The sequence below is a fragment of the Streptomyces reniochalinae genome (genome assembly GCF_003323735.1).
Classification (GTDB): Bacteria; Actinomycetota; Actinomycetes; order Streptomycetales; family Streptomycetaceae; genus Streptomyces; species Streptomyces reniochalinae.
In genome coordinates, this window is the sequence record NZ_QOIM01000034.1 from 247,306 (window position 1) to 271,999 (window position 24,694).

Below are 24,694 nucleotides of genomic sequence, written 5' to 3' on the forward strand. Positions count from 1 at the left end.
TCAGACAACCGGCGGGCGGCCCAGCCGCACCATGCGCCACACTGTGGACCAGCGCATCGGTTGGCGCCGCCCGCACATCGTCCGCAGCCCTTCGGCGAACCCGCCGCCCCACGCCCGCAGGCCGGTCAGGGAACGGGTGCGCACAAGAGTGAGCGCGGACCACGTGCCGAGGTAGACCGGCACCAGGAGCGCAGGCAGATGCCGGCGCGCGAGCCACACCCTGTTCCGGGCCGTCGTCCGGTAGTACACGGCATGGCGAGCCGGGGACGTTCGCGGGTGCTGGAGCAGCAGTTCCGGCGCGTACACGATGCGCCACCCGGCGTCGAGCGCGCGCCATGCGAGGTCGGTTTCCTCGTGCGAGAAGAAGAAGTCATCGGGCCAGCAGCCCACCTCATCGAGCATGCGCATGGACAGGGTGTGCCCGCCGCCGAGGAAGGTCGTCACCTCACCGCCGCGCATCGGATCCGAAGCGCGCAAGCGCGGCACGTGACGCCGCTGTGTCACGCCCTCTTCATCGGCGATACGGAAGCTGAGAACGCCCAGGCCGGGATCAGCCTCGTGCAGCTCCCGGATGCGGGAGAAGACACCGGTGTCGACCAACAGCCCGTCGTCGTCCAGGTCGACGACCACGTCCACGTCACCGCACTTCCGCAGTTCCTCGACGGCTGCATTGCGCCCGCCGGAGACTCCGAGATTGTCGTCGAGCTCGACCACTGTCACGCCGTCACCCATGGGCGGAAGCGGGCTGCCGTTACCCACCACAACGATGCGCTGCGGCGGGCTGTCCTGACGAGCCACCGACTCCAAAAGCGCAGCAACCTCGCTGGGGCGGTTGCCCATCGTCAGAACGGCGACACCGAGGCGGGAACGGGGCACAGTCATGGACTCCCTATCGGGTCGGGCCCACGATCCTACTGCCGCGCCGCCTTGGATTCTCTCCGGGAGCGTCGCTCCCGACCGGGCTCGACGACGCGCTGCTGCACTTTCCCCGTGAGCAGCTTCCAGAGCTCGTCGAGGGCCTGGCCGCATCATGTGTCCGCCCCTGGCGGTCGGCCGTCGAGACCGACACCACACCCGTCGCATAGGCAGCCCCCACCTGGGTACGCCGGGGGACGGTGATGCCCGCGCTGGGCGCCGCTCGCACCCGGCCGAGCTGCGAAAGGCGGTTATGACCCATGAGTACGACCCTGAAGCCCCCGGCCGACCAGGACCTCCGCCAAGACGCCCGCCAGGACGTGCGGCAGGAGGCCCCGCAGGACGCGGCGCAGGACGTGCGCCAGGACGGCCACCGGAAGAGGACCTCCGAGGAATCCGTCGGTGAGCTGGTCAAACAGGCCTCGGCACAGATCTCCGAGCTCGCCCGCCAGGAGATGCACCTCGCACAGGCGGAGATGCAGCAGAAGGGCAAACGCTTCGGCCTCGGCGGCGGCATGTTCGGCGGAGCGGCCCTGTTCGGGTTCGTCGCCCTGCTGGCAGGCACCGCCACCGGCATCGTCGCGCTGAACCTGGTCTGGCCCCTGTGGCTGGCGGCGCTCGTCGTGACCGGCGCCCTGCTGGTGCTGGCGGGCGTGCTCGCCCTCGTGGGCAAGCAGCAGATCGGCAAGGCCACCCCGGCCACGCCCGAACGGGCCGTCGAGAGCATGAAGGCCGACGTGACCGAGATCAAGGAAAGGTCGCACCGATGACCGGCAAGTCCCACAGCCACGGCCCCAAGCCGACCCCGGACGAGCTGCGCGCCCAGGTGGAGGAAACCCGCAGGGAACTCGGCGAGACCGTCGAGGCGCTGGCCGCGCGCGCCGACGTGCGCGCCCAGGCGCGGCAGAAGGCCACGCAGCTCAGGAGCCAGGCGTCCGAGAAGGCCCACACGATGGGGGACAGGATCCAGCACCGGACCCCCCAGCCGGTGCGGGACAAGGCCCACCAGGCGGCCGAGATGACCCGCGCGGGCGGCGGAGCGCCGCTGGTCGCCGGTGTGGCCGTGCTCGCCGTGCTCCTCGCCGTCCGCAGCAGGAGGCACTGAGATGAACACGGCAAAGATCGCCTACAAGCCGGTCGGCATGGCGCTCGGCGCCGCCAGTGGCGCCATGTCCGGTGCGCTGTTCAAAAGGATCTGGAAGGTCACAGGCCACGACGAGGACGCCCCCGGCGCCACCGACCAGGACCGCGGCTGGCGGGAGATCCTCGTCGCCGCCGCCCTCCAGGGGGCCATCTTCGCCGCCGTGAAGGCAGCCGTGGACCGCAGTGGCGCCACCACCATCCACCGCCTGACCGGCACCTGGCCCAGCTGAGCTTCCCCGCCCACGGCGGCCCCGTGGCCACGGGGCCGCGGGGCCACGGCTGAGCTTCCCCGCCCACGGGCCACGACAGAGCCCTCTTGCCTGACCAGGGCAAGAGGGCCGCTTCATACGGCTGTCCGCCGCCTGGATACGCAGGCGGCGGACAGCCGTATGGGTTCGACGGGCCGGTCGCCGGCCCGGCCGCGTCACACGGATACCGCGCTCCGGCCGGGGGCCGCCGCCCGCTGACGGACACCGGCGGGACGCCGGGCCCCGGAACAGTGCGCAGGGGTGACGGGCGCGGCTGTCGGCTCGCTCGCGTGCCGGGGTCCGACCGGGGCCAGCCCCGGGGCGGGCCCCGCCTCGCCGCCCTCGGGCGCCGCGCTCTGCGCGAGGTACCTGCGCCACGAGCCGACCCCCAGCACGACTCCCACGACGAGCGCGAGGGCGGAGAGCACGTCTTTCGCCAGGGCGGCGGGCCGGCGGTCCCCACCGGTCCTTCCGCGCCCCTCGTCCACGGCACCGCCGCCCCGACGGCCACGCCAACTCCGCTCCGCACCCTCGCCTTGTGCCTCGCCCACTGCTCTCACCTGCCTCGTCACTGCTGCTCGCCGGCCGGCCGTCGTCCCGCCCGTCTCCCGCGGGCCACGAGCCGTACCAGCCCGTCCCTCAGGTGTGATGCGGCACCCGGCGCAAAAGTTCACGGCCCTTCCTGCCTGTTTCGGCGTGTTCGCCCGTCGGGCCCGAAGAAGCCGCCTGAGCGCGGCCGGTGACACCGGCGCCGCGCGGCCTATCATGGCGGCTCGCGCCACGAACGGCGGAACTGAGGGGCCACGGGTGGAAACGTTCAAGGCAGAGTGGGACGCGCTGATAGCGCAGGGCCAGGCCCGGCGGGACGCGCACACGCAGCTCGACTCCGCCCCGCCCGCCGGCGGTGGCGGCACGGGGCCCGGTGGAGCCGACCGGCTGGCCACCGACCCCGCGGCGAAGAAGGCCTCGGCGAAGTACATCGAGGAGCAGCTGCTGCCGCACGTGCGGGGCGCGGGCAAGATGGGCGGGGAGCCGCCGCGGGATCCGGCGCCCGGGATGCTCGGCGGCGAACGCGCCCAGCCAGGCGGCACGATGCGGCTGTGGCAGTCCTGGGAGGGTGTCGAGCACGTGCTGGGCGAGTGGAGCAAGCAGGTGCGCAACCTCGAACAGCGGTTGCAGGGGGAGCGGGACGCGCTACGGGGTGCCAAGGTGCTCTTCCAGACGCGTGACGGTCTGGTCCGCAACGCTCTCCTCTCCGGCCAGGGCCCGCTGCTCACCGACCTGCCGGGCAGCCGGCCCACCGGCCTTCGGCCGACGAAGTAGGCGGGCGGTCGCGAGCGATGGGACTCTCCTTCCGCGACATCATGTCCGCCGACATGACCGAACTGGACGACGCCGCCGCCGCGTGGAAACGCATGAGCAAGCGCTTCGGTGAGCTGCGTCGCGACTACAACGCGCAGGTGCGCGGCCACCTGGCGCACAGCCAGTGGTCGGGCGTCGCGAAGGTGACGTTCGACGAGGTCGCCACGGTGTCCTCGGGCGAGTTCGGCAACGCCAAGAGCCAGGCGGAGGGCATCGCCACGCTGCTGACCGAGGCGTACGAGGACCTGGTGGCGCGGAAGAAGGACCTCGGCAAGCGGGTGGCGGAGGCGGAGGACGACAAGATGAGCGTGGACGGCAGCGGCCGCGTCACGCTCGACACCACGAAGCTCAACGAGGGCGAGCGGCTGGCGAGGGGGCACGATCCCACGTTCGCGTCGGCTCTGGACGACAAGGTCGCGGACTGGCAGACGGCCGTCGACAAAGCCGTCGAAGCCGTCAACGAGGCGGACGCCGCGATCAAGAAGGCGCTCCTGGCCTCGGTCGCGCCGCCGGGCAACCGTGCGGCGGGTATGAACGGCTTCAACCCCCGCAAGGTCGACTACACGCCCCCGGGGACGCGCAAGGACCTCGACCGGATCCTGAAGGACTACCAGGTCGGGCCCGACCCGGGCGGCATCGTCGGATACCCCCGCAACTGGATCCTGCGGGCCGCTGTCTTCAGCACCGTCACCGTGACGGAGAAGGAGGCGGACATGCTCGACGAGCTGGGGCTGGCCGGTCTGCCCGCCTTCAACGGCATCAAGGAGGACGCGTTCGACACCGCCGACGCGCGGTTCTCCAGCGACGACAGGAACGACGACCACAACGACGCGTTCCGCCACTCCTACTGGAACGCGCTGATGACGAAGAAGTACGGCGCGGAGTGGACGGAGAAGTACACCGTGGCCCACGAGGCCCGCCCGGGCAATCCACCCGAGCGGGAGGCGATGGACCTGTACAACAACGAGGTCGGCAGGCGGATCGCCTCCTCGCACCCCGACGCGTCCGAGGAGGAGCTGGCGGACCTGGTCGAGAAGGCCGTGCGGGACGGCGACATGGTGGTCATACCCAAGGGCGGAGGCCGCCTGGCGTTCAGCGACCAGGTGGGCCCCGACGCAACCGGCGACCCGACGCTGTCAGCCCCCGAGGGCGAGAAGGACGAGGTCTCCGGTTACACGGACAGCGGCGGCTCGGGCAGCGGCAAGCGCAGCGGGGCGGGGAGCGGAAGTTGAGACGGGTGACGGTCGCGGCGGGCGCCGCGGTACTGCTGCTGTGCGCCGGATGCGCGGATGCGGGGGAAAAGGTGAGCGAGTCGTACGAGTCCGCCGTCGGCAAGGGCGGGGTGTCCTACGACGAGGGGCTGTCGAAGAAGCTGCGGAAGCTGAGCCAGGAGGGCGGCACCGCGCCCCTCGCGGACCTGACGGTCTTCAACTGGGAGAAGGTGCACGTCTTCTTCGAGGGGGCGACGGCCGAGGAGATCGAGCGGGCGGTGGGCGAACCGGTGCTCGACGACAAGCGCTACTACGACGCCGGCAACCTGCTGGTGTTCGAGTACAACGGCAAGCTCTCCAAGGCCGTCTCGGTGATCCCCGACCTGCTGACCATCGACGGCAGGCACACCTGGGGCCCCGATGTGGTGCTCAAGGCCCGCGCCCCCCGCTCGCTGCTCGCGCTCTCGGAGAAGTAGACCGCGCGGACGCCCGTCGCGGGTCTACCGCTCCGGCTTCCGCGTCAGGTGCGTGAACGCCTCCAGGTTGCGGGTCGACTCGCCGCGCGCCGTACGCCACGCGTACTCCTTCTTGATGGCGGTGGCGAATCCCATCTCCAGCAGCGTGTTGAACGAGCCGTCGGCGTTCTCCAGGACGCTGCCGAGGAGACGGTCGATCTCTTCCGGGGTGACGGAGGCCAGCGGCAGCCGTCCCGCGAGGTAGATGTCACCGTGCTGGTCGACGGCGTAGGCGACGCCGTAGAGCCTGGTGTTGCGCTCCAGCAGCCACCGGTGGACCGCCGCGTGGTTCTCGTCGGGGTTGCGGACCACGAAGGCGTTGACCGACAGGGAGTGGGCGCCGACGGCCAGCGAGCAGGTGGTCTGGAGTTTGCGGGTGCCCGGGAGCGTGACGACGTAGGTGCCCTCCGCCGGGCTCTCCCACTCCAGCTCGGCGTCCGTCAGCGTCCGCTCGATCGTCGCCCTGGCGGCGGCAGCAACCTCACCCATGCGGCGATCGTAGGCGACGGCGCCGCTCCTGCGACGCGGCGGCGTACACCTCGGCGGTCGCCTCGGCCGCAGCGCCCCAGCCGAAGTTCTGGGCGTGGGCGGCCGCGGCGTCACCGAGCCGGTCGGTCAGCGCGGGGTCGTCGAGGAACCGGCGCAGGGCCAGGGCGTAGCCGGCGGGCTCGTGCCCTTCGACGAGGAAACCGCTGGTGCCGTCCCGCACGACGACCGGCAGCCCGCCCACGGCGGCGGCCACCACGGGCGTGCCGCAGGCCTGGGCCTCGGCGGCGACGAGGCCGAAGGACTCGCTGTAGGACGGCATCACCAGCACCGACGCGGCCCGGTACCAGTCGGCGAGCTGTTCTTGGCCCACGGGGGGCCGGAAGTGCACCAGGTCGGCGATGCCGAGGCGGGCCGCCAGTTTCTGCAGCCCCTCGGGCTTGGCCAGACCGCTGCCGCTGGGCCCGCCCACGACGGGGACGATCATGCGGCCCCGCAGCGACGGATCCTCGTCCACCAGCAGGGCGGCGGCGCGCAGCAGCACGTCGGGGGCCTTGAGGGGCTGTATGCGTCCGGCGAAGAGGGGGATGAAGGCGTCGGGAGGCAGCCCCAGGCGGGCCCGCGCCGCGCTGCGGGCGCCCGAGGGGCGGAAGCGGTCGAGGTTGACGCCGGGGTGGACGACGGCGGTGCGCTCCGCCGGCGCCTCGTAGTGGTGCATCAACTCGCCCGCCTCCTCCGCCGTGTTGGCGATGAGGCGGTCGGCGGCGCGCACGATCTGGGTCTCCCCGATGACGCGGGCGGCCGGTTCGGGCGTGTCGCCTTCGGCGAGGGCGGCGTTCTTGACCTTGGCCATGGTGTGCATGGCGTGCACCAGGGGCACGCCCCAGCGCTGTGCCGCCAGCCAGCCGACGTGCCCGGAGAGCCAGTAGTGGGAGTGCACCAGGTCGTAGTAGCCGGGCCGGTGCCCCGCCCACACCTGCATCACCCCGTGCGTGAAGGCGCACAGCTGCGCGGGCAGCTCCTCCTTGGACAGCCCCTCGTAGGGGCCTGCGTCGATGTGCCTCACGAGCACGCCGGGGACCAGCTCGACGGTGGGTTCGAGCGCACCTGTCGTCGCCCGCGTGAAGATCTCCACCTCGGTGCCCTGCGCCGCCAGCTGCCTGGCCAGCTCCACGATGTAGACGTTCATGCCGCCCGCGTCCCCGGTACCCGGCTGGTGCAGCGGGGAGGTGTGGACGCTGAGCATGGCCACCCGGCGGACACGGCGGGCGGCCCCGGGCAGCCGGAGCAGCGCACTCCTGGGCTGGTGTGCCCGGGACGGGTGACCGCCGCGCCGCTGACCGAGCCGGGACACGTAATGGCTCACGGTGCCGATGCCTCCTCCGGGTGCGGACGTACTCACGGTGCGGAGCCGGGTGTCACGGGCCCTCGACGGGAAACAGCGGAAAGGTTGCCTCCTCTTCCCACTTTGCCGAATCGTGACCGAAAGTGCCCGGCGCGGTCCCTCGTATGCTCGTGCCATGCCCGCACGTCCCACCGCGCCGTCCCGCCCCGTCGGCACGGCCACGCGCGGGACGACGAACCCGAACCGGCTACGCCGCATGGACCGGTGGATCGCCGCCGCGCACGGCCCGGCGCTGCGCCGCTCCCTCCTCCACCCCACCGCCGTCGACCTGGGCTACGGGGCGGCGCCCTGGACCGCCGTCGAGCTGCTGGAGCGGCTGCGGACGGTCCGCGGGGACGTGCACGTCTACGGCATCGAGATCGACCCCGAGCGGGTCGCCGCCGCACGCCCGTACGAGCGCGCGGGGCTGGCGTTCGTCCGGGGCGGCTTCGAGCTGCCCGTCGGCGGCGTCACCCGCGGTGGAAGCCGCGGTCTGAGCCTGATCCGCGCCGCGAACGTGCTCCGCCAGTACCCGGAGGCGGACGTGGCGCCCGCCTGGGCGCGGCTGTGTGCGCGGCTCGCCCCGGACGGCCTGCTGGTCGAAGGCACCTGCGACGAGATCGGCCGCCGCCACGTGTGGGTCGCGCTCGGCCCCGAAGGGCCCCGCACGGTCACCTTCGCAGCCCGCCTCGCCACCCTCGGCACCCCCTCGGAACTGGCCGAGCGGCTCCCCAAAGCGCTCATCCACCGCAACGTGCCCGGCGAACCCGTGCACGCGTTCCTGCGCGACTTCGACCGCGCCTGGGCCGCCGCGGCGCCCTACGGCGCACTCGGCGCCCGTCAACGCTGGATACGCGCCGCCCACGCGCTGAGCGCCGACTGGCCACTGGCCGGCGATCCCCGCCGCTGGCGCCAGGGCGAACTGACCGTGCGCTGGCACGCGCTCGCCCCCCGCGGCCCGGCTTCGCCAAGCTGACCAGCGCCCATCCCCCTTTGCGAGTCCGCACCACTCAGCCGCGCCGGCCCGACGTCACTCCCGCGGTCCGCCGCGCCCGCGCCCCGCGCTCCGCGCGACACCGCGTACGGCGCCATCCACTTGACGTTCACTATTCTCTCAGAGAATAGTGAACGCATGTCGACCGCGGCTCATGTACTGCTCGCCCTGCTCGCCGCCGGGCCGCTGCACGGGTATGACCTGAAGAAGGCCCACGATCTGCGCTTCCCCCGGGCGAAGCCGCTGGCCTTCGGGCAGGTGTACGCCACACTGGGCCGGCTGGAGAGGGACGGCCTGGTCGAGCAGGTCGGAACGAGCCGTGAAGGCGGCCCGGACCGCACCAAGTACGCCCTGACCCGCACCGGACGCAAGAGGCTCACGTCATGGCTGGCCACGGTCGAGACCCCGGCCCCCTACGTCGCCTCCGACCTGCTCGCCAAGGTCGTCGTCGCCCTCCTGGTCGCCGACCCCGAGCAGGCCCGCGGCTACCTGACCGCGCAACGCCAGGCCCACAGCGAACGGCTGCGCGAACTGACCGCTCTCAAGGCCGATCCGGCGACCCGCCTCCCCGACCTCGTCGCCGCCGACTTCGCCCTCACCCACCTCGACGCCGACCTGCGCTGGATGCACACCACGCTGGAACGCGTCGCCGAACTCCACCAGGAGATCCACTCATGACACGCACGAGCGGAGCGACAGTCCTGCGAGCGCGGGGAGTCGTGAAGTCCTACGGGCCCACACCCGCCCTGCGCGGTATCGACCTCGACCTGGCCGAGCGCGAGATCCTGGCACTGACAGGGCCGAGCGGCTCCGGCAAGTCGACACTGCTGCACTGCCTGGCCGGCATCCTGCGCCCCGACGCCGGCGAGATCACCTACGGGGAGCTGGCGCTGGGCGGCTGCTCGGAAGCCGAACGCTCGCGTCTGCGGCGCACCGAGTTCGGCGTGCTGTTCCAGTTCGGGCAGCTGGTCGAGGAGCTCACCGCAGCCGAGAACGCCGCGCTGCCGCTCCTGCTGACGGGCCGCGGCCGCAAGGAAGCCCGCACGGCCGCGCTGGAGTGGCTGGACCGCCTCGGTGCCGCCGACGTCGCCGACGTGCGCCCTCCCCGGATGTCCGGCGGCCAACAGCAACTGTGCGCCGCCGCACGGGCCCTGGTCACCGCGCCGCGCGTGCTGTTCGCCGACGAGCCCACCGGCGCCCTCGACCAGCTCACCGGCGAGAAACTCCTCGGCCACCTGGTGCGGGCCGCACGCGAACAGGGCACCAGCGTCCTGTTGGTCACCCACTCCCCCGGCATCGCCGCCTACGCAGACCGTGAACTCTCCCTCTACGACGGCGAAACCGACGCCACAGGGCTCGGAGCGGGACAGCGGATCGGGGTACCGCGATGAGCGCCGCCCTCGGCATGCGCCCGGCCACCCTGACCAGGCTCGCGGTCGCCGGAACCCGCACCGACGCCCTGCGGGTCACCCTCACCGCTCTCAGCGCGCTGCTGGGCACCCTCGCGCTGCTCGCCGCGTTCACCGTCGCGGCCATCCCCACCCCGACGGGAACGGCCGGCGGTTCCGCGTCCTGGTCCCAGCAGTACACCAGCGCCCTGCTGCGGGAGCCGGGACTGCGGCCCGGCGTCGCCTCGGCGCTCGCCCTGCTGACCCTGCCGGTGCTGGCACTCGCCGGCCAGTGCGCCCGCATCGGCGCCCCGGCCCGCGACCGGCGTCTGGCAGCGCTGCGCCTGGCCGGAGCCACTCCACGCCAGTGCACCGCCGTCGTCGCCGCGGAGACGGGCGCGGCCGCACTGCTGGGCACCTGTGCCGGATTCGCCGGCTACTTCGCGCTGCGCGCGGCACTGGACCGGCCCGGTCCCCACGGGGGGCTCCCCCTGCCCACCGACGTCCTGCCGCATCCGGCAGCCCAGGCCGCCGTCCTGCTCGGTTTTCCGCTGCTCAGCGCCCTCACATCCGCTTTCCTGACCCGCCGGGTCACCGTCGGCCCCCTCGGCGTGGCCCGCCACCCGCGCACCAGGACGCCCCGGCCCTGGCCCGCCCTCCTCCTCGCCCTCGGCATCGCGGCCGTCGCCACGGGCGCCGCCCTGACGAGCGGAGAGACCTCACCACTGGCCGAGACGGCGCCCAGGTTGCTCCTCGCCCTCGGCGGCCTGTGCTCGCTGCTCGGCGTGATCCTGGGCACCGGTTGGCTCTCCGCCGCAGCGGGCCGGACGCTGCACCGCTTCGCCCGCGGCGCCCCGGCGCTGCTCGCCTCCCGGCAGTTGGCGGCCGATCCCTGGCGCGGCAGCCGCACCCTGGCCGCCTTCCTGGCCTGCCTCACCTTCGGCGCGGGTGCCGCAGCGGTACGGGCCTTCTTCGTGACGAACGAACAGGCCGAGGCCGAGTCGGCACGCCGCTACGCGGCGGCCACCGGCGAGAGCGCGCAGGACATCGCCCAGCGCGATCCCTTCTACCTGAACTCCATGGACCTGGTCGACCTCGCTGTCGCCGCCGCCTTGGTGATCGCCGCGTGCGGGCTGCTCGTCGCACTCGCCGAGAGCGTCGTCGCCCGGCACCGTGTCCACACGTCTTTGGTCGCCTCGGGCGTCCCGCGGCGCGTCCTCGTCCGGGCGGGCCTGTGGCAGACGCTGGCGCCGGCCGTACCCGCCGTGCTCCTCGCCCTCGCCGTCGGCACCGCGCTGGGCAGGGCCGCCGTCGGCACGCGAGTCACCACCGGCAGCCTCCAAGGACGCGCGTGCACGGCCGCGAACGGCTGCCCCGACGGGCTGACGCACGCCAACAGCGCGCCCGTCACCGTCCCCGAGGTCGTCCGCGCCACACCGGTGCCATGGAGCCAGCTCGCCCTCTACGGTGCCGGAGCGCTGGTCGCACTCCTCGTGGTGACCGCCGCCGCCCTGCTGTTCCTGCGTGGCACCGTGCGGGCCGAGGAGCTGCGCGCCGGGTGACCGGGGCCGGGGCCGTCACAGGCCGGGGCTCCAGTGGTGGCCGAAGGTGAAGCGGGCGGCCTCGACCTCGTGGCGCTGGTCGGCGTGGAGCACGCCGAGCGCGTAGGCCGTGGCCGGGGCGATGCGCGGGGTCGCCGCGGCCGAGGCGGCGGCCGCCGCGGCGGCGGACGCCTGCCGGTGCCGCTCCAGCGCCTCCCCCGCCGACCGCGTCCGCGCGTCCGGCCCAACCCGGGCCTCCAGCACCTCCTGGGCGTACCGGCACAGCCGCAGCAGCACCCGCACCTGGTCCCACGCCGCGTCCTGGCGGGCCTCAGTGGCCAGCGACCGCGCGAGCCCGTCCGCGTTGTACGGTGCGCCCGCACGGGACAGCGGGAGCGCGGCGACGGCGTCGGCGAGGTGTCGGCGCGCCTGCTCGGCCAGCGGTTCGAGAACCGCCGGGGCGGGCAGGCCGACCCGCGCCTCGTCCGCGCGGAACGGGGCCTCCGACGCCAGCAGCGCCACCGCGTCCGCGACAGCGTGGAAGCGGGCCGAGCCCAGCGCCTGGAGCGCCGCCGAATGGGCGCGTGTCCTGGCCAGGGTCAGCTGCCTGTCCAGCAGCGCGCCCGCGCGGGCCGCTCCCACCGGCAGCGCGCTCTTCTCCCGCGCCACCGCCCCCGCCCTGCTGCCCGCCCGCACGACCGGCCCGGCGGACCCGTCCCCGGCCGGCCCCCCAAAGGTCTCCGCCGACGGCGCGGGACCCGCCAGCCGGTGCAGTGCGCCCAGCAGCCGCTCAAGACGCGCCGCGTACGCGTGCTCGCGGCCCAATGTGCCCGCGAGCCAGCTCAGTTCCGTACGCAGGCTGTCGGCCCACGCCGGGTCGAGCAGCGGACGGTAGGTGAACAGCGTGCCGCCCAGCCGGCGCGCCGCCGCGCGGAGACCGTCCACGGCCGGTGCCGTACCGTCCCGCTCCGCGCCGTCGGGGCCTGGCCCCCCGCCGGAACCGCCCGCTTCCCGGGCGTGCGCGCGCAGTGCGCGCAGGAACTCCGCCGCGCGCCCGTGCAGATAGCCTCCGAGCACCTCCGCGGCGCTGCCCGCCGGCGCCCCAGAGGCCGGCCCGGCCCCGGCCGCGCCCCGCGTACCGGCCACGGGCTCGACCACCATGTCCCGGCTCCGTCCGGCCATCACGACCCCTTCCCCGCCTCGCACGGGCGCCACCTGCCCGCGCCGTGCGGGCGCCGGCCCAGGCCGGCGCTCATGTCGCCACCGTCGGGCCGCGCTTGCGCCGCCGCCCCTCGATGAGCAGTTCCTGCACGTTCGGCAGCGGCTGCCCCTCCCCGTCGGCCGCCAGCGCGTGGCGCGTCCACACCCCGTCGGGCCCCAGATGCCACGACGCGGTCGTATCCGCCATGCCCGTGGTCAGCAGCCGGTTCAAGGACGCACGGTGCGCGGGGTCGGTCACCCGTACCAGCGCCTCGATGCGCCGGTCCAGGTTGCGGTGCATCATGTCCGCGCTGCCCAGCCACACCTCGGGATCGCCGCCCTGCGCGAAGCTGAAGACACGGGAGTGCTCAAGGAACCGGCCCAGCACGCTGCGCACTCTGACGTTGTCGCTGAGTCCCGGCACCCCGGGGCGCAGCGCGCAGATGCCGCGCACCCACACGTCGACGGGCACGCCCGCCATGGAAGCGCGGTACAGCGCGTCGCACACCGCCTCGTCGACGATGGAGTTGACCTTGATCCGCACGTACGCCTCGCGCCCCGCCCTGTGGTGGGTGATCTCCTTCTTGATGCGGGAGACCAGCCCGTCCCGCACCGAGTGCGGGGCGACCAGCAACCGCCGGTAGGTCTCGCGCCGCGAGTAGCCCGAGAGCCGGTTGAACAGGTCCGACAGGTCGGCGCCCACCTGCTGGTCCGCGGTCAGCAGCCCGAGGTCCTCGTACAGCCGCGCCGTCTTGGGGTGGTAGTTGCCGGTGCCGACGTGCGCGTACCGGCGCAGCACCTCGTCCTCCTGCCGCACCACGAGCGACAGCTTGCAGTGCGTCTTGAGCCCCACCAGGCCGTAGACGACATGGCATCCCGCCTCTTCCAGCTTCCGCGCCCACTTGATGTTGGCCTGCTCGTCGAAGCGGGCCTTGAGCTCGACGAGGACCAGTACCTGCTTGCCCGACTCGGCCGCGTCGATCAGCGCGTCCACGATCGGCGAGTCGCCCGAGGTGCGGTACAGGGTCTGCTTGATCGCCAGCACGCCCGGGTCGGCCGCCGCCTGCTCCAAAAAGGCCTGTACGGAGGTGGAGAACGAGTCGTAGGGGTGGTGGAGCAACACGTCCCGTTCGCGGAGCGCGGCGAAGATGTCGGGGGCCGACGCCGACTCCACCTCCGCCAGGTCCCGGTGGGTACCGGCCACGAACTTCGGGTACTTCAGCTCGGGCCGGTCCATCGCCGAGGCGATACCCGACAGGCCCGTGAGGTCCAGCGGGCCGGGCAGCGGATACACCTCCGCCTCGCCGACCTTCAACTCCCGCACCAGCAGGTCCAGCACGTACGGGTCGATGGACTCCTCGACCTCCAGCCGGACCGGGGGCCCGAAGCGGCGCCGCATCAGCTCCTTCTCCAGCGCCTGGAGGAGGTTTTCCGCATCGTCCTCCTCCACCTCCAGGTCCTCGTTCCGCGTCACCCGGAACATGTGGTGCGCCAGCACCTCCATGCCGGGGAAGAGTTCCTCCAGGTGCGCCGCGATGACGTCTTCGAGCGGCACATAACGGTGCGGGGAGGCCTCCAGGAACCGCGGCAGCAGCGGCGGCACCTTCACGCGGGCGAAGTGGTGGTGGCCGCTGACCGGGTTGCGCACCACCACCGCCAGGTTCAGCGACAGCCCCGAGATGTACGGGAAGGGGTGCGCGGGGTCCACCGCGAGCGGGGTGAGCACCGGATAGATCTGCTGCCGGAACATGCTGAACAGCCGCGCCTGTTCCTTCTCCGTCAGCTCGGCCCAGCGGATCAGGTGCAGCCCCTCGTGCGCCAGCGCCGGCGCCACGTCGTGCTGGTAGCACGCGGCGTGCCGCGCCATCAGCTCGCGGGATCTGCTCCAGATCCCCTCCAGCACCTCGCGCGGCTGGAGCCCCGACGCGCTCCGGGTCGCCACGCCCGTCGCTATCCTCCGTTTGAGCCCCGCGACCCGCACCATGAAGAACTCGTCCAGGTTGCTCGCGAAGATCGCCAGGAAATTCGCCCGTTCGAGCAGCGGTGTACGCGGGTCCTCCGCCAGTTCGAGCACCCGCTCGTTGAACGCGAGCCAGCTGCGTTCCCGGTCCAGGAACCGGTCGGCGGGCAGGTCGTCCGCCGTGTGCGCCGGGTGGCCGCTGCCGTCCTCGAAACTGTCGACATCCGAGTCGATGTCCGGGTCAAGGCCCAGGTCGGGGCCCGCGCCGGGAACATTGCTGGGGCGGTGCGGTTGCTGGGTCATACCGCCATTGTCGATGCTCTTCACGAGGATGAGGCGGGGCATTTCGCGAGCCTCGCAAGAGAGTGTGAATCGCTGGTTACGTCCACATGGCAACCCGGGGCGCCCCCGGTTACCCCCGGGTTCCTCCGCGCCCGTGCCTGTGCTCGGGGGGCGTGGCCGTTCTCGCTCGGTGGGCCGTCACCACGGGGCCCGGCGGCGTGCGTCCGGATCATGAACCCGTGCCACAACACGCCCGTTGTATCGGGCAGTTGGCGGCGCCCGGTCGCCACCGCAGGAGGGGGGCGGACATGCCCGAACGGGACCCGGTCAGGGAACCAGAGCTCGTCGCGACGTACTGGATCGGCGAGCAGGAGATGGGCGATGCGGTCAAGAACGGGCTGAAGGAACTGGCTCAGCGGTTTCCGAATGCGCCGAGGGAACTGCGGGTGCTTCCACCGCGGCACCCGGGGCCTACCGGACGGCAGCAGTGGCAGGAGCTCATGGAGGGATACGCCAGGGATGCCGGTGAGCAAGGCTATCGGCTGGTGCACCTTCCCGATATCGCCGACAAGCTGGCCCATGGCCTCGACCGGACGAAGTACACGAGCGACACGCTCAAAGACATCTACGGAATGGAGGCCGCCAACGCCGGTCACATCTCGACGAAGGACCTGAGCTTCTACCTCGGGATGGGCGCCGAGACGGGCCTGCACGTCGACCTCTCGCATCACCACATGAGGGACTCGGAGTGGGAGGCGGTGCAAAGGAGCCCGAACTTCAACCCGGCGGCGGTGGCACCGATCGACTTCTCCACCGCCGAGCTCAAGATCGTCGACCTCTCGCACGGCGAGGACGCGCTCATCCGGAACCCGCTGAGCTCCGAGTACCAGTCGACGCCCGAACGGTTCGACGCGGCGGGCATCGAACCGGAGTACGTGCGCCATCTCGACGCCTTCGCCGTGTACGCGCGTGAGGGCACCCGCGGGCAGCAGTTCGGCCAGGCGGCGGCCAACCAGTACATCGGCTACCTCGCGAAGATGGCCCAGGACGAGGTCAGCAAGCAGAACGTCGCCTTCAGGGACCAGGACGGCCACACCAGGTTCCGGCCGACACGCATCACCCTCACGAATGACAATCTGCTGGCCGCCAAGTACAACCCAGGAGACCCGCGCCGCGAGGACATCATCGGCAGGATGAACATCAACGCCGCCATCGACGCCGCCCACCTCGTCTACGGTCGGCCCCGGACGCCGGATAGCCAAGGGCCGGGCAGAGCGCCTCGGGTGGATCCGCAGGTCTGGGACGCCATCACCATGCAGGCGTTCGAGGTGAATGGTGCGCGCGTGCTGCCGCAGCTCGGCCTGACCAAGGTCAGCCAGAACAGTTGGCGCAGTAGCGACCAGCGCGACCCCATGGACCTGGGCAAAACCCTCGCCGGGGACAAGGTGACCCTCGTGCAGGCCACCAACATGGGTGTGGCCGAGGCCGCTCGGGCGGCCTCCAACCCGGGTCTGTCCGCGGCATCCCGGGCCGAGCTCAAGAAGCTGAGCGAGCCATCGCGCATCCCTTACGAGGTGCGGTACTCCTCGTCCGCCGACAACTCCCCGCGCCGCACCCCCAGCCCGGCCGGTGAGAAGGGGATGTCCGTGGAGCAGCTGCGGCAGGATGTGGCCAACATGTCCATGCCCCGGACCCCGTCCCCGGAAAGGCCGAACGCCTCCGCGAACGTCGCCGCTCAGCCGACCCACCAGCCGGTGAAGCGGTCGGCGACCGGCCCGAGGCGTTAGCCGAGGCGCTGGGAGGTCTCGCCGGCGTAAGAGGGACCGGCGGGGGCCGACCGCGGCCACCCCGGCCGCCTGGAGGCGCCGGGGCGGCCGCGGGGGGCTCCTACGTTTCGGTGCGGTACATCAGGTCGGTCTCGTAGGTGCTGAAGCCGAGGGCCTCGTAGACCCTGACGGCGGCCACGTTGTCGGCGTCGACGTAGAGCATGGCCGTCGGCAGTCCCCGCTCCCGCGCGAGGTGGCGGAGACCGATGGTGGTGAGGGCCTTGCCGAGGCCGCCGCCCTGTTCGCCGGGGGCGACGCCGAGTACGTACACCTCGCCGAGGCCCTCCGCCGCGTGCACCTTGGTCCAGTGGAAGGCGATCAGGCGCCCGCCGCGTTCGGCGAGGAAGAAGCCCGCCGGGTCGAACCACTCCTCCGCCTTGCGGTCGTCGAGGTCGCGCTGGGTGAGCCCGCCCTGTTCCGGGTGGTGGGCGAACGCGGCGGCGTTGAGCGCCAGCCAGTCCGCGTCGTCCTCGCCGGGCTGGAAGGTCCTGACGGTGACCCCTTCGGGGAGCGTGGGCTCGGGCTGGTCCCAGCCGGCCAGCGGCCGCCGCAGCTGCCGCAGTTCGCGGAAGAGGGTGAGGCCGAGGCTCTGCGCGAGATGGCGGGCGGCGGGGTGCCCACCGTGTGCCCACAGGCGCAGCCGCCGTCCGGACATCTCCAGCAGGGCCTGGCCGAGCCGCCTGCCGTGGCCGTTGCCGCGGGCCGCCGGGGCGACGACGAGTTCGGCGGCGGGCGCCTCCACCGGGTCGGTGTCCTCGAGTTGCGCGTACCCGGCCAGGGTGCCGTCGCCGGTGCGCAGCAGCAGGTGGCGGACCGCTTCGCGGGGGCCGCCACGCAGGTGGATCCGGCCCTGTTCGGACACGGCGGCCTGGCCGTCCTGCCGCGCGGCCTCCTCGATCAGTGCCAGGACCTCGGGTACGACACCTGCGGGTACCTCGTCCACAACTTCCACGTCACTCATGGGACCGACCCTACGGCGAAGGGGCTCCGGGGGGCGCCGTGGGCGCCCCGGGCAGCCGGAGCACCGCCTCGGTCCCGGGCCCGGCGTCCTCGGGCCGCCGCAGCCACACCTGCCCGCCGCTCTGTGCGACCGTGCGGGCGACGATGGACAGGCCGAGTCCCGAGCCCGGCAGGCTGCGTGCGGAGGGGGAGCGCCAGAAGCGGTCGAAGACGTGCGGGAGGTCCTCGGCGGGCACGCCGGGCCCGTGGTCGCGCACCGTCAGCGTCCCGTCGTGCAGCGCGGTGCGCACGGTGCCGCCCTCGGGGCTGAACTTGATCGCGTTGTCCAGCAGGTTGACCACGGACCGCTCCAGCGCGGCGGGCTCGCCGCGCACGTACCAGGGTTCCAGCGCGGTCGTCAGGGTGAGCCGCGGCCCGCGCGGGCGCACCCGTTCGACGGCGCGTTCGACGATCTCGTGCAGTCCGACGATGCCGCTGTGCGCCGGGTCGCCGGCCTCGCCCGGCGCGGTGCCGGTGGCGGCGTCGTACGTTGCGTGCGGGCGCGAGAGCTCCTGAAGGTCGCCGATGAGCTCACCGAGTTCGGTCATCTGCGCCTGTACGGAGGCCAGCAGTTCCCTGCGGTCGTCCTCGGGCAGTGCGCGGCCGGTCTCCTCGCTGCGGACCAGCAGGTCGATGTTGGTGCGCAGCGAGGTGAGCGGGGTGCGCAGCTCGTGTCCGGCGTCGGCGATGAGCTGCTGCTGGAGTTCGCGGGAGCTGGCCAGGGCCTCGGTCATCGCGTTGAAGGAGCGGGAGAGGCGGGCGATCTCGTCGTCGCCCTCGGCGGGGATGCGCACGGCCAGGTCCTCGGTGCGGGCGATGTGCTCGACGGCCCCGGTGAGCCGGTCGACGGGCCGCAGTCCGGCGCGGGCGAGGGCCACGCCGGCGCCCGCGGCGCCCAGGACGCCTGCGCCGCCGACCAGGGCGAGGATGAGCGCCAGGTTGCGCAGCGACTCGTCGATCTCGGTCATGGGCCGGGCCAGCGAGACGGCGAGTCCGGTGCCGGGCACCTGGGTGGTACGCACCCGGTACTCGGTGCCGTTGGCGGCGCGCGCGGTGTGCAGGGACTGGCGGCGGTCGCGCTCGGCGACGCGGACGTCGGCGGTGGTCACGTCGAGTTTGCGGCCGACGATCACGCAGCTGCCGCCGGAGGTGTCGACGACCTGCACGGTGGCGCCGAAGGGGTTGGGCGCCGGCTGGTCGGGCGGGGTGCACTGGCCGGAGCGGACCCGGTCGACGACCGCGCTGGGCGCGACGGAGTTGTCGCGCAGCGAGTCGTCGAGGGAGCTGAGCAGTTGGGCCCGTACCAGGAACCAGCAGGTGGTCGCGCAGGCGGCGACGGCCAGCGCGACCGTCGCCGCGGCCAGCATCGCCAGGCGCCCGCGCAGCGGCATGGAGACGGCCCGGGCGCCCTCGCGCCGCAGCCGGAACCACAGCCTGCGCGGGCTCGGGCTCGGGCTCGGGTGAGGGGTGGGCGTGGGGGTGGGGGTGGGAGTGGTGTGCGGGGGCGTGCCGGGGGCGCCGTGGGTCACGTGTCGTCCCGCAGCACGTAGCCGACGCCGCGCACCGTGTGCACCAGCCGGGGCTCGCCGCCCGCCTCGGTCTTGCGCCGCAGGTACATCACGTACACGTCGAGCGAGTTGGAGGACGGTTCGAAGTCGAAGCCCCAGACGGCCTTGAGGATCTGTTCGCGGGTGAGGACCTGGCGCGGGTGGGCGAGGAACATCTCCAACAGCGTGTACTCGGTACGGGTCAGCTCGACCGGCCGACCGCCGCGTGTCACCTCGCGGGTGCGCAGGTCCATGCGCAGGTCCGCGAAGGAGAGCGTCTCCGGCTCCTGCGTGGCGTCGGCGTGCGCCCGCTCGCGCGCGTAGGAGCTGCGGCGCAGCAGCGCGCGGACGCGGGCGAGGAGTTCGTCGAGCTCGAAGGGTTTGACGAGGTAGTCGTCGGCGCCCGCGTCCAGCCCCGTGACCCGGTCGCCGACGGTGTCGCGGGCGGTCAGCATGAGGATCGGCACACGCTGCCCGGTGGCGCGCAGCCGGCGCGCCGCGGTCAGTCCGTCCATCCGCGGCATCAGGACGTCGAGCACGACGAGGTCGGGCCGGTGCTCGGCCACCTGGTCGAGCGCCTCGGCGCCGTCGGAGGCCAGCACGGTCGTGTACCCCTCGAAGCTCAGGCTGCGGCGCAGCGCGTCCCGGACGGCGGGCTCGTCGTCGACGACGAGGACGGTCGGCTCCTCGGCCGCCGGAGCCGGGGCCGCGGACGCGGCCGGGCTCGGCCCCGGGGCGGAGGACGCGGCGGGTGGGGTGGAAGGGGTGTCGGAGGGCATGGCTCCCAGCTTGGCACCGTCCACCCTCCCCGCACCGGCCGGAACGCCAGGACTCTCCTGCGCGCCGGGGGAGGCCGGGGCGTCGGGAGCGTCGGGAGCCACCGGAGCGACGGGAGCGGCCCACGGTGTGCGCGGCGCCTGCCGGGGAACCGGCACCGTCACGCGCCGCCCCCGCTGTCCCCGCCGTCCCGCAGGGTGCCCAGGTCCTGCTTCAGGTCGTTGACGGGGATCGCGAAGCCGAGGCCGACGCTGCCCGCACCGGACTGCGAGGTCTGGCCCTGGCCCTGGCCCGAGCCTGCCGGGAGGATCGCCGAGTTGATGCCGACGACCTGCCCGGACATGGTGAACAGCGGACCACCGGAGTTGCCCGGATTGAGGGAGGCGTCGGTCTGGATGGCCTTGTAGGTCGTCGTCTCGCCCTGGACGCCGCCGTTGTACTCGCCGCCGTCGAACTCGAACGGCCACTCGCCGTCGAGCCCGCCGCCACCGTCCTCGCCCGGGAGCCGCCCCTGGTCGCCGTCGGTCTTGGGGACCTTCACCTCGCGGTTCTTGGCGGAGACGATGCCGCTGGTCACCGTGTTCGACAGGCCCTGGGGCGAGCCGATGGCGACGACCTGGTCGCCGACACCGACGTCGTCCGAGTCGCCGAGCGGTGCCGGCGTCAGGCCGTCCCGCCCGTCCACCTTGATCAGGGCGAGGTCCTTGCCGGAGTCGGTACCCACGACGTCGGCCTGTGCCGTCTTGCCGTCGCTGAACGTCACCTTGACGGTGTCGGCCCCCGCCACGACGTGGTTGTTGGTGACGATCTGACCGTCCTCGGTGATGATCACGCCGGACCCCGTGGACTCACTCGAACCGGAGTTCGCCTTGATCTCCACCACGCTGTCCTTCACGCTCCGCACCACGTCGGAGACCGTGCCCTGGGCCGCCGCGTTGGTGCCGTCGGCGGCGGGCGCGGACGCGCTCGGCGCACCGCCGCCGCCGAGCAGCTCCTCCATCCCGAAGGCGGTGCCCCCGCCGATCACGGCCGCCCCCACGGCCACCGCCGTCAGCAGCGCGGCGGGCCGCCGCATCCGCCGCGGCTTCGCGTGGGGGTGCGCGGCGGGCGGCTCGGCGGGCGGCGGGGGTACGGCCCCGAACGTGGCGGTGTCCGTCCACGGCGCGCCCGCGCCCTGCTGCCCCGTACCCGGCTGAGTGTTCCTCTCGAAGTTCTCCATGGCACCGAGCGTCGCCCCGCAACATGAGAGCCACCTGAGGAGGTGCTGAAAAAACCCCGAAGTTCTCGCCCCGGAGTTCTCGCCCCGAAGGGGCGCGGGGAACCGCGCGGCAAGCCACCAACGACCCGAGGACCGCACGCCACGAGCAGTGGCACCCCGTTACCGGAACACGCAACCCGCGGGAAAACCTACCCGCATCCGCAGGACCGGCGGATCACCAGCCCGGAAGGGAACTGCCGCATCCGGCCCTTGCCGCCGGGAACGCCCGCGGCGCGCGTGCCCGGAATCCGCACCGAGTCGTCCAGCACCAGATCCACCGCGGCGCGCGCCATCGCCTTGCGGTCCGAGCCGACCGTGGTCAGCGGCGGATCGGTCAGTGCCGCCTCCTTCACGTCGTCGAACCCGATGACCGCCAGCTGTCCCGGCACGTCGATGTCCAGCTCGCGTGCGGCCCGCAGCACGCCGATGGCCTGGTCGTCCGTGGCGCAGAACAGCGCGGTGGGACGGTCGGGGCGGCGGAGCAGGCCGAGCGCGAGGCGGTAGGTGTCGTACCGGTTGTACGGCGCCTGGTAGAGGCGGCCCTCGACGGACTTGCCCGCCTCCCGCATGGCGCGCTCCCAGCCGACGATGTGGTCGGTGACCGGGTCGCCGTGCTTCGGCGTCTCCTCCACGCCGCCCAGACAGGCCACGTGGTCGTGGCCGTGTTCGAGCAGGTGGCGGGTGGCCAGCTGGGCGCCGCCCACGTCGTCGAGGACGACGGCGACGTCGTCGATGGCCTCGGGCCGCCGGTGCATCAGCACGACGCGGGCGTCCCACGCGTCGATCTCCGCCGCGGCGTGCTCGCTGGGGCCCGCGCTGATGAGGATGAGGCCCGAGACCCGCATGCCGAGGAAGGCGCGCAGGTAGTGGACCTCGCGCTCGTCGAGGTAGTCGGAGTTGCCGACCAGGACCATCTTTCCGCGCTCGGCCGCGGCACGTTCGACGGCGTGCGACATCTCCGCGAAGAAGGGCTGGCGGGCGTCCGGGACGACCAGCCCTATCAGGTCCGTACGGCGGGACGCCATCGCCTGCGCCACGCGGTCGGGCCGGTACCCCAGCTCCTTGATCGCGGCGAGCACCCGCTCCCGCGTGGCCGGGGCGACCGGCCGGGGACCGTTGTTGATCACATAGCTGACGACGGCCGTCGAGGTTCCCGCCACTCTCGCCACGTCGTCACGCGTCACCTTGGCCACGCCGCAGAGTCTACGCGGGTCCACCTGTCGGGCGACCGTCCTTTTCCCGCCGCCTGCCCCCGCCCCGCGGGACGGGAAGAGGCGGCGGGAAAAGGTCTCGGTGAAAGCGCTTCGCCAGAGAGCTCCGCGACAAGAGCCCGGTGAGAGAGCTCGGCCGAAAGGGCTCTCAGCGCGAAGGGCTCAGTGCTCGCCGCGGCGGGCCGAGGAGGCGGCCTCCCGCGTGAAGCGCTCCGCCTCGTCCGCCACAGAGCCGGCCGGCTTCTCCGCCTGCCCGCCCTTGCCCGGCTTCTCGGGCTTGTCGGGGGAGACGAAGCGGTAGCCGACGTTGCGGACGGTCCCGATGAGGGACTCGTGCTCGGGCCCCAGCTTGGCGCGGAGCCGCCGCACGTGGACGTCGACGGTGCGGGTGCCGCCGAAGTAGTCGTAGCCCCACACCTCCTGCAACAACTGGGCACGCGTGAAGACGCGCCCCGGATGCTGCGCGAGGAACTTCAGCAGCTCGAACTCCTTGAAGGTCAGGTCCAGGACCCGGCCCTTGAGCTTCGCGCTGTAGGTGGCCTCGTCCACCGACAGGTCGCCGTTGCGGATCTCCATCGGGCTGTCGTCTGCGGTGAGCTGCTGCCGGCCCGTGGCCAGCCGCAGCCTGGCCTCCACCTCGGCAGGGCCCGCCGCGTCCAGCAGGACGTCGTCGACACCCCACTCGGCCGTGACGGCGGCGAGCCCGCCCTCCGTCACGATCAGCAGCAGCGGGCAGCCGGGCCCGGTCGAGCGCAGCAGCTGGCACAGGGACCGCACCTGGGGCAGGTCGCGGCGCCCGTCGACGAGGATCGCGTCCGCGGACGGCGCGTCCACCAGCGCGGGACCCTCGGCGGGCGCCACCCGCACGTTGTGCAGGAGCAGCCCCAGCGCGGGCAGCACCTCACAGGACGGTTGGAGCGCGTTGGTGAGGAGGAGAAGGGAGCTCATGCGCGCACGTCCTCCTCCGGCGAGCCGGCCTGGTGGGGGGAGGGGGCGGGGGGAGAGAAGAGGTGTGGTGGGTCCCAGCGCGGATGGTGTGCTTTCGAACGGCCTCGGTCCCGGTCTCGGTTCTGCACGGTTCGCTTGCCCATGACGTCGAGTTCCCTCCTGGCGCCCGGCACACCGGACGCCACCCGGGCTGCTGTGCCCGGGGGAATGTGTCGGCACTGCTTCGTACGGCACTGCCCGAGGGCTGGGCCGCGGCCTGTCCACGGCCCCGGCCCCCAGAAAGCACAAAAGGACCCGGGGGCGACGCTGCCCGAGTCCTGCTTGCCCAGCAGAATACCCGCATGAAGGACGGAGCGGCATGTGACATCCCTCGCCCTCCCCGGCAAAACCTCACGGAGAGTAGCCCCATGGGACCGATGTGCACGGAGCTGCGCGCGGCGGACGGCGTCCGGATCGAAGCCGCGTACACCCCGTACGCCGCCCCGCGCGGCGGCGAGGACCCGCACTCCCGGACGGACGCGTGCACGGCCGGCGGCGAGGCGCAACCCGGCGCGCTCGTGCTCGCGCACGGCTTCACCGGCGCCCTCGGCAAGCCCGCGCTGCGCCGCGCGGCCGCGGTCTTCTCCGAGTACGCGGCGGTGGTCACCTTCTCCTTCCGCGGCCACGGACGCTCGGGCGGCCGCTCGACGGTCGGCGACCGCGAGGTACTGGACCTGGCCGCCGCCGTCGCCTGGGCGCGCTCCCTCGGGCACCGCCGGGTGGCCACGATCGGCTTCTCGATGGGCGGCTCGGTCGTCCTGCGCCACGGCGCCCTTTACCGGCCCGGCGCCCCCGACGGCTACACACCGTCAACCCCCGACCCCGTGAAGCACGGGGGGCGCACGGGCGCGCGCAAGGGCGACGGCGCCAGGACGGGGAACGGTGCCAGGCAGGGGGACGGCGGAGCAGCGGAGCCCGCGGACGCGCACGCCGACGCGGTGGTCGCCGTGAGCGCCCCCGCCCGCTGGTACTACCGGGGGACAGCGCCCATGCGGCGGCTCCACTGGGCGATCCAGCACCCGCTCGGCCGCCTCGTCTCCCGCTACGGGCTCCGCACCCGCGTCCACCACCGCGACTGGAACCCCGTGCCGCTCTCCCCCGTGGCCGCCGCCGGACTGATCGCGCCCGTCCCGCTGCTGGTCGTCCACGGCGACCAGGACCCCTACTTCCCCCTCGACCACCCGCTCTCCCTCGCCGAGGCGGCGGACCCCGAGGCGTGTGAGCTGTGGATCGAGGCGGGGTTCGGACACGCCGAGAACTCCGCCGAGCCCGCGCTGCTGCACCGTATCGGCGCCTGGACGGCCACCCGGATACACGCGGCCGCCGCCAGGCCCCATCATGGGAGCCGCGAGAGCGCGGCCGGCACACGGCGCACCCAGGGCAGCGGGAGACCCCCGGAGCCCGGCGCCACCGGCGGCGCGGACCGCACCGAGGGTACGGACGGCTGAGAGGGACCCACC

24 protein-coding genes are annotated in these 24,694 nt (G+C 73.1%); 12 read left to right on the top strand and 12 right to left on the bottom strand.

From position 1 onward, the window contains the following. The gene (locus tag DQ392_RS15760; RefSeq protein ID WP_114016224.1) at positions 1 to 882 is read right to left on the bottom strand and encodes a glycosyltransferase family 2 protein; all 882 of its coding nucleotides are present in this window, start codon (positions 880 to 882) and stop codon (positions 1 to 3) included. A 293-nt stretch (positions 883 to 1,175) separates the two neighbouring features. On the opposite strand from DQ392_RS15760, the gene DQ392_RS15765 reads away from it, so the two are divergent. From DQ392_RS15765 to DQ392_RS15775, 3 genes are read left to right on the top strand one after another with little or no spacing between them, the layout of a single operon-like run. Then, entirely contained in the window at positions 1,176 to 1,685 is a 510-nt protein-coding gene (locus DQ392_RS15765; protein ID WP_114016225.1) for a phage holin family protein, read from the top strand. Further along, positions 1,682 to 2,020 carry a DUF3618 domain-containing protein gene (locus DQ392_RS15770; RefSeq protein WP_114016226.1) on the top strand — a complete coding sequence of 113 codons (339 nt, stop codon included), beginning with the start codon at positions 1,682 to 1,684 and terminating at the stop codon, positions 2,018 to 2,020. Before DQ392_RS15765 ends, DQ392_RS15770 begins: the two co-directional genes overlap by 4 nt. A 1-nt stretch (position 2,021) precedes the next feature. After that, positions 2,022 to 2,288, top strand: a complete 267-nt coding sequence (locus DQ392_RS15775) for a DUF4235 domain-containing protein (protein WP_114016227.1) — start codon at positions 2,022 to 2,024, stop codon at positions 2,286 to 2,288. Positions 2,289 to 2,482: 194 nt separating this feature from the next. On the opposite strand, the gene DQ392_RS15780 is transcribed toward DQ392_RS15775, so the two are convergent. After that, positions 2,483 to 2,857, bottom strand: a complete 375-nt coding sequence (locus tag DQ392_RS15780) for a hypothetical protein (protein WP_147266532.1) — start codon at positions 2,855 to 2,857, stop codon at positions 2,483 to 2,485. Positions 2,858 to 3,113: 256 nt separating this feature from the next. Here DQ392_RS15780 and DQ392_RS15785 point away from each other — a divergent pair, with 256 nt between their 5' ends. From DQ392_RS15785 to DQ392_RS15795, 3 genes are read left to right on the top strand one after another with little or no spacing between them, the layout of a single operon-like run. Continuing rightward, entirely contained in the window at positions 3,114 to 3,629 is a 516-nt protein-coding gene (locus DQ392_RS15785) for a hypothetical protein (RefSeq protein ID WP_114016229.1), read from the top strand. 17 nt (positions 3,630 to 3,646) lie between these two features. Then, entirely contained in the window at positions 3,647 to 4,900 is a 1,254-nt protein-coding gene (locus DQ392_RS15790; RefSeq protein WP_114016230.1) for a DUF6973 domain-containing protein, read from the top strand. Further along, on the top strand, positions 4,897 to 5,355 hold the full coding sequence (locus DQ392_RS15795) for a hypothetical protein (RefSeq protein ID WP_220182629.1): 459 nt from the start codon (positions 4,897 to 4,899) through the stop codon (positions 5,353 to 5,355). The genes DQ392_RS15790 and DQ392_RS15795 overlap by 4 nt, the downstream gene beginning before the upstream one ends. Positions 5,356 to 5,379: 24 nt before the next feature. Here the strand turns inward: DQ392_RS15795 and DQ392_RS15800 are convergent, their stop codons facing one another. Together DQ392_RS15800 and mshA are read right to left on the bottom strand one after the other, a co-directional pair. Next, on the bottom strand, positions 5,380 to 5,883 hold the full coding sequence (locus tag DQ392_RS15800) for a type III secretion system chaperone family protein (RefSeq protein WP_114016231.1): 504 nt from the start codon (positions 5,881 to 5,883) through the stop codon (positions 5,380 to 5,382). Further along, a complete protein-coding gene (mshA, locus tag DQ392_RS15805; protein ID WP_181856445.1) occupies positions 5,876 to 7,246 on the bottom strand; it encodes a D-inositol-3-phosphate glycosyltransferase in 1,371 nt (456 codons plus the stop codon). The genes DQ392_RS15800 and mshA overlap by 8 nt, the downstream gene beginning before the upstream one ends. Positions 7,247 to 7,400: 154 nt before the next feature. On the opposite strand from mshA, the gene DQ392_RS15810 reads away from it, so the two are divergent. From DQ392_RS15810 to DQ392_RS15825, 4 genes are all read left to right on the top strand, one after another. Next, positions 7,401 to 8,240, top strand: a complete 840-nt coding sequence (locus DQ392_RS15810) for a class I SAM-dependent methyltransferase (protein ID WP_114016232.1) — start codon at positions 7,401 to 7,403, stop codon at positions 8,238 to 8,240. 156 nt (positions 8,241 to 8,396) lie between these two features. Continuing rightward, positions 8,397 to 8,936 (top strand): PadR family transcriptional regulator, encoded by a 540-nt coding sequence (locus DQ392_RS15815; protein WP_114016233.1) that lies wholly within the window; start codon positions 8,397 to 8,399, stop codon positions 8,934 to 8,936. Then, the gene (locus DQ392_RS15820) at positions 8,933 to 9,649 is read left to right on the top strand and encodes an ABC transporter ATP-binding protein (protein ID WP_114016234.1); all 717 of its coding nucleotides are present in this window, start codon (positions 8,933 to 8,935) and stop codon (positions 9,647 to 9,649) included. Before DQ392_RS15815 ends, DQ392_RS15820 begins: the two co-directional genes overlap by 4 nt. Then, positions 9,646 to 11,208, top strand: a complete 1,563-nt coding sequence (locus tag DQ392_RS15825) for an FtsX-like permease family protein (RefSeq protein WP_220182630.1) — start codon at positions 9,646 to 9,648, stop codon at positions 11,206 to 11,208. The genes DQ392_RS15820 and DQ392_RS15825 overlap by 4 nt, the downstream gene beginning before the upstream one ends. 15 nt (positions 11,209 to 11,223) lie before the next feature. On the opposite strand, the gene DQ392_RS15830 is transcribed toward DQ392_RS15825, so the two are convergent. Both DQ392_RS15830 and DQ392_RS15835 read right to left on the bottom strand, forming a co-directional pair. Then, positions 11,224 to 12,369 carry a CHAD domain-containing protein gene (locus DQ392_RS15830; RefSeq protein WP_114016235.1) on the bottom strand — a complete coding sequence of 382 codons (1,146 nt, stop codon included), beginning with the start codon at positions 12,367 to 12,369 and terminating at the stop codon, positions 11,224 to 11,226. Between the two features lie 70 nt (positions 12,370 to 12,439). After that, positions 12,440 to 14,650: an RNA degradosome polyphosphate kinase gene (locus tag DQ392_RS15835; protein WP_245981516.1), complete on the bottom strand. Its 2,211-nt coding sequence runs from the start codon at positions 14,648 to 14,650 to the stop codon at positions 12,440 to 12,442. Between the two features lie 287 nt (positions 14,651 to 14,937). On the opposite strand from DQ392_RS15835, the gene DQ392_RS15840 reads away from it, so the two are divergent. Continuing rightward, a complete protein-coding gene (locus DQ392_RS15840; protein ID WP_114016237.1) occupies positions 14,938 to 16,416 on the top strand; it encodes a hypothetical protein in 1,479 nt (492 codons plus the stop codon). Between the two features lie 100 nt (positions 16,417 to 16,516). On the opposite strand, the gene mshD is transcribed toward DQ392_RS15840, so the two are convergent. From mshD to DQ392_RS15875, 6 genes are all read right to left on the bottom strand, one after another. Next, entirely contained in the window at positions 16,517 to 17,416 is a 900-nt protein-coding gene (gene mshD / locus DQ392_RS15845) for a mycothiol synthase (RefSeq protein ID WP_114016238.1), read from the bottom strand. A gap of 10 nt (positions 17,417 to 17,426) precedes the next feature. Further along, a complete protein-coding gene (locus DQ392_RS15850; protein ID WP_114016321.1) occupies positions 17,427 to 18,845 on the bottom strand; it encodes a HAMP domain-containing sensor histidine kinase in 1,419 nt (472 codons plus the stop codon). 134 nt (positions 18,846 to 18,979) lie between these two features. Further along, the gene (locus DQ392_RS15855; RefSeq protein ID WP_114016322.1) at positions 18,980 to 19,780 is read right to left on the bottom strand and encodes a response regulator transcription factor; all 801 of its coding nucleotides are present in this window, start codon (positions 19,778 to 19,780) and stop codon (positions 18,980 to 18,982) included. 158 nt (positions 19,781 to 19,938) lie between these two features. Beyond that, entirely contained in the window at positions 19,939 to 20,997 is a 1,059-nt protein-coding gene (locus tag DQ392_RS15865; protein WP_114016239.1) for a S1C family serine protease, read from the bottom strand. Positions 20,998 to 21,185: 188 nt separating this feature from the next. Next, the gene (locus tag DQ392_RS15870) at positions 21,186 to 22,229 is read right to left on the bottom strand and encodes a LacI family DNA-binding transcriptional regulator (protein WP_114016240.1); all 1,044 of its coding nucleotides are present in this window, start codon (positions 22,227 to 22,229) and stop codon (positions 21,186 to 21,188) included. Between the two features lie 180 nt (positions 22,230 to 22,409). After that, positions 22,410 to 23,195, bottom strand: a complete 786-nt coding sequence (locus DQ392_RS15875) for a response regulator transcription factor (RefSeq protein ID WP_114016241.1) — start codon at positions 23,193 to 23,195, stop codon at positions 22,410 to 22,412. A gap of 416 nt (positions 23,196 to 23,611) precedes the next feature. Between DQ392_RS15875 and DQ392_RS15880 the strand changes: the two genes are divergently transcribed. Then, positions 23,612 to 24,682 (top strand): alpha/beta hydrolase family protein, encoded by a 1,071-nt coding sequence (locus DQ392_RS15880; RefSeq protein ID WP_114016323.1) that lies wholly within the window; start codon positions 23,612 to 23,614, stop codon positions 24,680 to 24,682. Positions 24,683 to 24,694: the final 12 nt, after the last annotated feature.

Excerpts from the sequence above, each read along its gene's own strand:
- DQ392_RS15850 (WP_114016321.1), bottom strand. The coding sequence starts at position 18,845 with ATGCCGCTGCGCGGGCGCCTGGCGATGCTGGCCGCGGCGACGGTCGCG.
- DQ392_RS15820 (WP_114016234.1), top strand. The coding sequence starts at position 8,933 with ATGACACGCACGAGCGGAGCGACAGTCCTGCGAGCGCGGGGAGTCGTG.
- DQ392_RS15830 (WP_114016235.1), bottom strand. The coding sequence starts at position 12,369 with ATGGCCGGACGGAGCCGGGACATGGTGGTCGAGCCCGTGGCCGGTACG.
- DQ392_RS15835 (WP_245981516.1), bottom strand. The coding sequence starts at position 14,650 with ATGACCCAGCAACCGCACCGCCCCAGCAATGTTCCCGGCGCGGGCCCC.
- DQ392_RS15800 (WP_114016231.1), bottom strand. The coding sequence starts at position 5,883 with ATGGGTGAGGTTGCTGCCGCCGCCAGGGCGACGATCGAGCGGACGCTG.
- DQ392_RS15815 (WP_114016233.1), top strand. The coding sequence starts at position 8,397 with ATGTCGACCGCGGCTCATGTACTGCTCGCCCTGCTCGCCGCCGGGCCG.
- mshD (WP_114016238.1), bottom strand. The coding sequence starts at position 17,416 with ATGAGTGACGTGGAAGTTGTGGACGAGGTACCCGCAGGTGTCGTACCC.
- DQ392_RS15810 (WP_114016232.1), top strand. The coding sequence starts at position 7,401 with ATGCCCGCACGTCCCACCGCGCCGTCCCGCCCCGTCGGCACGGCCACG.
- DQ392_RS15880 (WP_114016323.1), top strand. The coding sequence starts at position 23,612 with ATGTGCACGGAGCTGCGCGCGGCGGACGGCGTCCGGATCGAAGCCGCG.
- DQ392_RS15770 (WP_114016226.1), top strand. The coding sequence starts at position 1,682 with ATGACCGGCAAGTCCCACAGCCACGGCCCCAAGCCGACCCCGGACGAG.
- DQ392_RS15790 (WP_114016230.1), top strand. The coding sequence starts at position 3,647 with ATGGGACTCTCCTTCCGCGACATCATGTCCGCCGACATGACCGAACTG.
- DQ392_RS15775 (WP_114016227.1), top strand. The coding sequence starts at position 2,022 with ATGAACACGGCAAAGATCGCCTACAAGCCGGTCGGCATGGCGCTCGGC.
- DQ392_RS15765 (WP_114016225.1), top strand. The coding sequence starts at position 1,176 with ATGAGTACGACCCTGAAGCCCCCGGCCGACCAGGACCTCCGCCAAGAC.
- DQ392_RS15875 (WP_114016241.1), bottom strand. The coding sequence starts at position 23,195 with ATGAGCTCCCTTCTCCTCCTCACCAACGCGCTCCAACCGTCCTGTGAG.
- DQ392_RS15840 (WP_114016237.1), top strand. The coding sequence starts at position 14,938 with ATGCCCGAACGGGACCCGGTCAGGGAACCAGAGCTCGTCGCGACGTAC.
- DQ392_RS15825 (WP_220182630.1), top strand. The coding sequence starts at position 9,646 with ATGAGCGCCGCCCTCGGCATGCGCCCGGCCACCCTGACCAGGCTCGCG.
- DQ392_RS15855 (WP_114016322.1), bottom strand. The coding sequence starts at position 19,780 with ATGCCCTCCGACACCCCTTCCACCCCACCCGCCGCGTCCTCCGCCCCG.
- DQ392_RS15760 (WP_114016224.1), bottom strand. The coding sequence starts at position 882 with ATGACTGTGCCCCGTTCCCGCCTCGGTGTCGCCGTTCTGACGATGGGC.
- DQ392_RS15865 (WP_114016239.1), bottom strand. The coding sequence starts at position 20,997 with ATGGAGAACTTCGAGAGGAACACTCAGCCGGGTACGGGGCAGCAGGGC.